This window comes from Silvimonas sp. JCM 19000, assembly GCF_054652575.1.
In genome coordinates this window covers 97277-103583 of record NZ_BAAIHC010000017.1, presented here as the reverse complement: position 1 = coordinate 103583, position 6307 = coordinate 97277, and the positions used below count along the sequence as shown (strand labels likewise).

General features: G+C 59.4%; 3 protein-coding genes. All 3 read right to left on the bottom strand.

The window, feature by feature from the left end; translation table 11 throughout:
- Positions 1-227 precede the first annotated feature (227 nt).
- On the bottom strand, positions 228-2219 hold the full coding sequence (locus ACYQ1A_RS15300) for a glycosyl hydrolase family 18 protein (RefSeq protein ID WP_499363327.1): 1992 nt from the start codon (positions 2217-2219) through the stop codon (positions 228-230).
- Between the two features lie 745 nt (positions 2220-2964).
- Positions 2965-3447, bottom strand: a complete 483-nt coding sequence (locus ACYQ1A_RS15295; RefSeq protein WP_499363326.1) for a hypothetical protein — start codon at positions 3445-3447, stop codon at positions 2965-2967.
- Between the two features lie 49 nt (positions 3448-3496).
- Positions 3497-6259: a phosphoenolpyruvate carboxylase gene (ppc, locus tag ACYQ1A_RS15290; RefSeq protein WP_499363324.1), complete on the bottom strand. Its 2763-nt coding sequence runs from the start codon at positions 6257-6259 to the stop codon at positions 3497-3499.
- Between the last annotated feature and the right edge of the window lie 48 nt (positions 6260-6307).

Here is a 6307-nt window from a genome sequence, read left to right as displayed (position 1 = left end):
CAAGCGGTTAAAGGTTCGTTTAGCGCAAGCTGAACATCAAAACATGCGCCGCAGGCTAAGCGGTAAAAGGTTTGTTCAGCGCAAGCTGAACATCAAAACATGCGCCGCAGGCTAAGCGTTTAAATGGTTTAAAAGTTTGCCCCCCAACATCCAAACCCCCGCCCCAATAAAAAAGCCCTCCCTGGGGGTAGGGAGGGCCAAATCTCACTGCCTTGTCAAAACATTGCTCAGTTGCGGATCGCGCCCATCGCCTTGGTCAGCGTTGCGGTGCTGTCATCGCCATCCAGAGACCACGAGAACATGCCGCCCATACCCTTGGTCTTGGCGTAGTTCACCTTGGTCGCGATGATGGTCGCGTCGTCATAGCTCCACCAGTTGCTGCCGTCGTACTTGTACAGGCCCACCACGGTGTTGTTGTAGTAGACGTTACCGGCTGCGTTCTTCAACACGTTGTAGTTGTTGATGCCCGCTTCCGATGCGCCTGCTGCCGGGCCGGTGGCGGTCTGGTACAGACCGTTGTTGACGTTCTTCACGCCGGTCCAGCCACGGCCGTAGTACGGAATGCCCAGGTTGAGCTTGTTAACCGGGAAGCCGCCTGCGACCAGTTCCTTGACCGCATCATCGGTATCGTAAGTGGCCATCACGCCGCCGCCTGCGATATTCGGACTAGCCGGGTCTTTGTACAGATTGGCATGGAAGTCAGTCGGGCCTTGCGCTTCCCAACCGCCGTGATAGTCGTACGTCATCACGTTCATCCAGTCCATATACGGCGCCAGAGAGCCCAGTTCTTCCTGCGCAATCTTGTCCGAACCCGCACCGGTAGTGGCCGTCAGCAGATAATGCTGGCCCAGCGCATCCATCTGCTTGCGGAACTCAGCCATCAACAGCGTGTAGTTATGCTTGTCGTTGACCGCATCTACCGTGTTGTAGCCGACGCCCTGGATACCCGGGTATTCCCAGTCAATGTCGATCCCGTCAAAGATGCCTGCCAGCACGCCGGTACCACCGGTGGCCGAGCCGGAATCAACCGGGTAGTTGCCCTTCAGGTACATATCCACGCAGCTGGATACCAGGGCCTTGCGATTGGCATCGGTGGCAGCCGCTGCCGAGAAGTACTTGGACCATGTCCAGCCACCCAGCGAAACCAGTACCTTGATGTTCGGGTATTTGGCTTTCAGTTCTTTCAGCTGGTTGAAGTTGCCTTTGACCTTCTGGTCCCAGGCATCGGCCACGCCGCTGACCGAAGTGGCAGCGTCAAAGCCTTTCTGGATATCCGCCCAGGCATCGCCACCGAGACCGGCGCTGGGGCTGGAGGCATCGGTCGAGCCAGGCTCGAGCGCAGTCACCTGACCCTGGCACTTGTAGGTACCGTCGGCTTGCTTGTAGATGTTGTTGAATGCGTAGTTGATGAAGGTCAACTTGGCGGCCGCGCCGCTGGTGTCGATGGTCTTCACGTAATACGCGGTGCTGTAGATACCCCACTGGGCGAAGTACGAACCGACTTGATAGCCGCTGGTGGGCGTCGGCGCCGGGGTGGGCGCAGGCGTCGGAGCGGGAGTCGGCGTTGGTGCCGGGGTCGGCGCAGGCGTTGGAGCCGGAGTCGGTGCGGGCGTCGGCGCCGGTGTGGGGGCCGGAGTCGGTGCAGGCGTCGGAGCTGGCGTCGGCGTGCTGCCGCTACAGTTGCCGGTGGCAGTCCACGGTTGGCCGCTGCCGACCGGGCCAGATGCGGTGGCCGGGCTATTGCCTTGCGTCCACCAGTTGGCCTTGTAATTGATGCCGTTGAGGCTGACTACCGCGCCAGTGCTATACGCAGTGGTCGCGCTCCATACGGCTGCGCAGCCGCTGCTCGGCGTGGGCGCAGGCGTGGGTGCCGGGGTGGGCGCCGGCGTTGCAACCGGTGTCGGCGCCGGAGTGGGTGTTGGGTTAGGCGTCGGCGCCGGTGTGGGGGCTGGCGTCGGTGCGGGGGTGGGGGTCGGCGTAGCGGTGCCCGACGTATCTACGCCCAGATCCTTCCACAGGCTGGGCGTAGAGGCCGGGTTCCAGTTTGCGCCGACGTAATCGGTCTGGGTTACCAGTGCCTGGTAATCATGACCGTTGTAATAAACGATGGTACCTGCGGAATAGGTACCGCCGTCCTGCCAGGCCGGATAAGCAGCAAAAGAATGGGCCGCCACGAGGGCGGCCGGTATCGCCGCGAGTACAAAACGATTGATACGCATAAAAGAAGGGTCTCCATCCTGTCTTGTGCATTGGCGTTATTCACGCGCATGTAATGGTCTGGTCCACCGGCTTGTATGTGTCAGTCGACTGCAAGCAATCGCTGCTATTCCTGGCGGCCAACGGGTGCGTGTTCTGCCCCGCTTTCGACGTGGTGCATTAACCCTCTAATGGCGAATTTGTGTCAACCCCTGGTACTTTTACACAGAAATTGCGTAGTAGTAGTTTTACTTACTACAACTTTTGCGCTTACAGAAACGCACCAAGGTGGATTTGTTGCGATGCAATATATGGCACGCGGATTGGCGATATAGCTAGCAATATTGCGGCGCAGCACCATGTTGCGTCGCATCATTATCATTGCCTGATGTACTTTGCCCGTTTCTTGCGCAGTAATCTCGCACCAGAAAAATACTGAAACGACCCTTGGTCCCCGACAAAAAGCAGACAAACGGCGGACACATATTGAATCAACCGCGCCACACGCAGTCGGGTGGCAGGCGCGGCTATCTGCGCGCATGGGGCGCGCGGTCTCATGAAAGATCGGGTCAGCGTGGGTAGGTGGTTTCTGACATGCAGCAGTGGCAACTGGTATTACGTTGTCATACGCAGCGGTCGTGAATTGGGTTACGTGGTATTGGGTGAACGAGCCCGTACGCATAGGGTGGGTCAAGACCCACCACCCAAAGTGCTATGCCAGGAACAGCGAGGCGAGACATGGTTTTGAATGGTGGGTCTTGACCCACCCTACGGCCGGTTGCCGAGGTTCCAGCGGGCGCAGTACCACTTGGTCTGGTTGTTGGACAAGCCGACCAGCACGCTGCCCGAGAACGACAGATAGCGTGGATACGGCCCGGCGATGGGTTCGAAGTGGGTCGACAGCGTGGTCTCGATGGTTTGTTTGACCTTGTCCACCGGCTGCGCAATCAGCACGCCCACCATCAAGGCGCTGCTAGTCGGCACGTTAACAAACGCTTCGGTGGTGGCAACGCCGCCCAGTTGCGCGTTCTGGCTGCTGAACCACTCGGCATCACCCCAAGTGCGCAGCGGTGCGCCGAGGTAGGAACGGAAATAGCCCCGCCACCACGCCGTCGACCATTCCGAGCGGCAGGTCAGCGCGGCTTCCATTTGCTCGCCAAAGTGGCTGGGCACGGCGGCGGACGCCGTGGCCGCCAATAACAACGCCGCCACAAGCGTCCCCGCCTTGATGTGTACAAGTCGGAGGCTCATGGCGGCGTAGTGTGCCAGCGGCACGGGCCGATCGGCAATCAGCGGTCGCTCAACCCGAGTTGCGCAAGCCGGCGGCGATGCCGTTGATGGTCAAATGCACCGCGTGTTGCAGGTCTTCGCTTTCATCGCCCGCACGCAGGCGCTTGAGCAGTTCTACCTGCAGATGGTTCAGCGGGTCCAGATACGGCAGACGGTTATCCAGGCTGCGCGCCAGCAACGGGTTGTCGCCCAGCAGCGTGGAATGCTCGGTAATGGCCATCACCGCATCCACCGCACGTTGCCATTCTTCTTTGATGCGGCCAAAGATGCGGCGCGCCAGATCCTGGTCGCGCACCAGTTCCGAGTAACGCGCAGCAATCGCGATATCGGATTTGGCCAGCACCATTTCCATATTCGAAATGGTCACCTGGAAGAACGGCCACTCTTTATATTGCTCGCGCAGCACCGCCAGACCAGCTTCGCCGGTTTCGGCCAGATATTCAGCGATGGCAGTGCCAAAGCCAAACCAGCCCGGCAGCATCAGACGACATTGCGACCAGCTGAACACCCACGGAATCGCGCGCAGATCGGCAATCGAATTGGTGTTTTTACGTGCAGCCGGACGCGAACCGATATTCAGGTTCGGGATTTCGTTGATCGGCGTCGCTTCGCGGAAATAGGTGATGAAATCGGGCGTGGCGTAGACCAGATCGCGATAGGCCTGATACGCGCGCAGCGACAGGCGTTCGGCCAGCTTGTGGCGTTCCGGTGTGTCGACGGTGGCTTGCGCTTCGGTCGGGAAGCTGGCTTCCAGCGTGGCGGCAATCATGATTTCCAGATTGCGACGACCCACTTCGCGGTCGGCAAACTTGGAGGCAATGACTTCGCCCTGCTCGGTAATGCGGATCTGGCCAGCAACCGAACCCACCGGCTGCGCCACGATGGCGTCGAACGCCGGGCCACCACCACGACCGACCGTGCCGCCACGGCCGTGGAACAGGCGCATTTTGACGCCGGCCGCTTCAAACACTTTGACCAGATTCAGCTCGGCCTTGTACAGCTCCCAGTTGGAGGTCAGATAGCCGCCGTCCTTGTTGGAGTCGGAATAGCCCAGCATCACTTCTTGCACCATATCGCGGCCCGCCACGATCTGACGCCACTGCGGCAGCGCAAACAGCTCGGACATGATCTGGCCGCAAGCGCGCAAGTCGCCGATGGTTTCAAACAGCGGAATGATGTTGATGCGGGCTTTGACCGCCGGCGCCAGCTGGATCAGGCCGACTTCGTTCATCAGCAAGGCCACTTCGAGCAAATCGGAGGCCGATTCGCAGTTGCTGATGATGTAGTTGGGCAGCACCGATTCGCCATAGCGCGATTGCAGTTCTGCGGCCGCGCTAAAGATATCCAGTTCTTTCTGCACTTCCGGCGAATATTCCAGATACGGGCAGATCAGCGGACGCGGGCTGGCCAGTTCGCGCAGCAGCACCACGCGGCGTGACGCCTCGTCCAGGCGCATATAGTTTTCGAGGCCAGCTTTTTCGAACAGCTCGGCCACGGCCTTCTCATGCATATTGGCGTGCTGACGCATATCCACCGGCGCCAGGTAGAAACCAAACACCGACAGCGCGCGTTGCAGACGACGCAAACGGCCGTTGGCCAGCTTGGCCGCGCCGTGCGATTTCAGCGAATTGGAGATCACTTCCAGATCGTGGGCCAGTTCTTCGGCGCTTTCGTATTCCGGCGCGCGCGCCACGTCGTGCAATTGATGGTGGAACTTGCCGATCTTGACGGCGGTGGCAAAAATCCGCGCGCGCACATGGCCCACGGCCAGACGATACGGCTCTTCGGATTTGCGCTGATCTTCGTTGGCTTGCTCGGCCAGCGCCTGCAACGATTGATCCACTTGCACCAGGCGCGTGGACATCGACAGTTCGCTTTCCAGCTTGGAACACTGTTGATAGTAGTAATCGAGCGCGATACCCGACTGGCGCGACACCGCATAACGCAGCACATCACCGGTCACAAACGGGTTGCCGTCGCGGTCGCCGCCAATCCAGGAACCCACATGATAGAAGTTGGGCAGCTCGACTTTGGTGTTGGTCAGTTCGCTCAGGCGATCTTCCAGGTCCAGATACAGGCGCGGCACTTCGTGCAGGAAGGTATTACGGAAATACGCCGAGCCATTTTCGATTTCATCCTGCACCGTCAGTTTGAAGGTACGGATTTCGCGCGTTTGCCACAGCGTCAGCACCACGCGTTCCAGCGCTTCGTGGTTGGCGCGCAGTTCTTCAGTGGTCAGCGGATAACGGTCGCGCGCTTGCAGCAGATCCGAAATCGCGCGATGGCATTCGAGGATGGTTTTGCGTTTGACTTCGGTCGGGTGCGCGGTCAGGACCGGCGCAATGAGTGTTTCACCCAACAAAGCGAGGATTTCTGCGGGTTTAACGTCACGGGCCAACAAGGCATCAATGGCAGCGGCTATACTTCCGCGCTGAGCGGTGGAACCTTGCATCTTGTGTACGCGACGACGCCGGTTGTGATGCAAGTCTTCTGCAATATTGGATAAATGCGAGAAATAGCTGAACGCACGCACCAACGCCATGGCGCTGGTCAGGTCCAGAGAAGACAAGGTACGTGCCAGCGTGGCGCTGGCTTCGGGATCGCGCCCTTCGACGTAGCGGATGGCCAGGTCACGAATTGCCCCGATCTGGTCCGCTGCGGCATTACCGGTTTGTTCGCGGATGGTGCTGGCTAAGACTTCTGCCAGGGTATCGAGGTCTCGTGCCAGGGGCTGGTCTTTATTCACGGCTATGGGTTCTAGTACAGAAGACATGGCGTTCGCTATCGTGTGACGTTAATCGGGCAGGCGGGACAAACCCGA

Excerpts from the sequence above, each read along its gene's own strand:
- ACYQ1A_RS15300 (WP_499363327.1), bottom strand. The coding sequence starts at position 2,219 with ATGCGTATCAATCGTTTTGTACTCGCGGCGATACCGGCCGCCCTCGTG.
- ACYQ1A_RS15295 (WP_499363326.1), bottom strand. The coding sequence starts at position 3,447 with ATGAGCCTCCGACTTGTACACATCAAGGCGGGGACGCTTGTGGCGGCG.
- ppc (WP_499363324.1), bottom strand. The coding sequence starts at position 6,259 with ATGTCTTCTGTACTAGAACCCATAGCCGTGAATAAAGACCAGCCCCTG.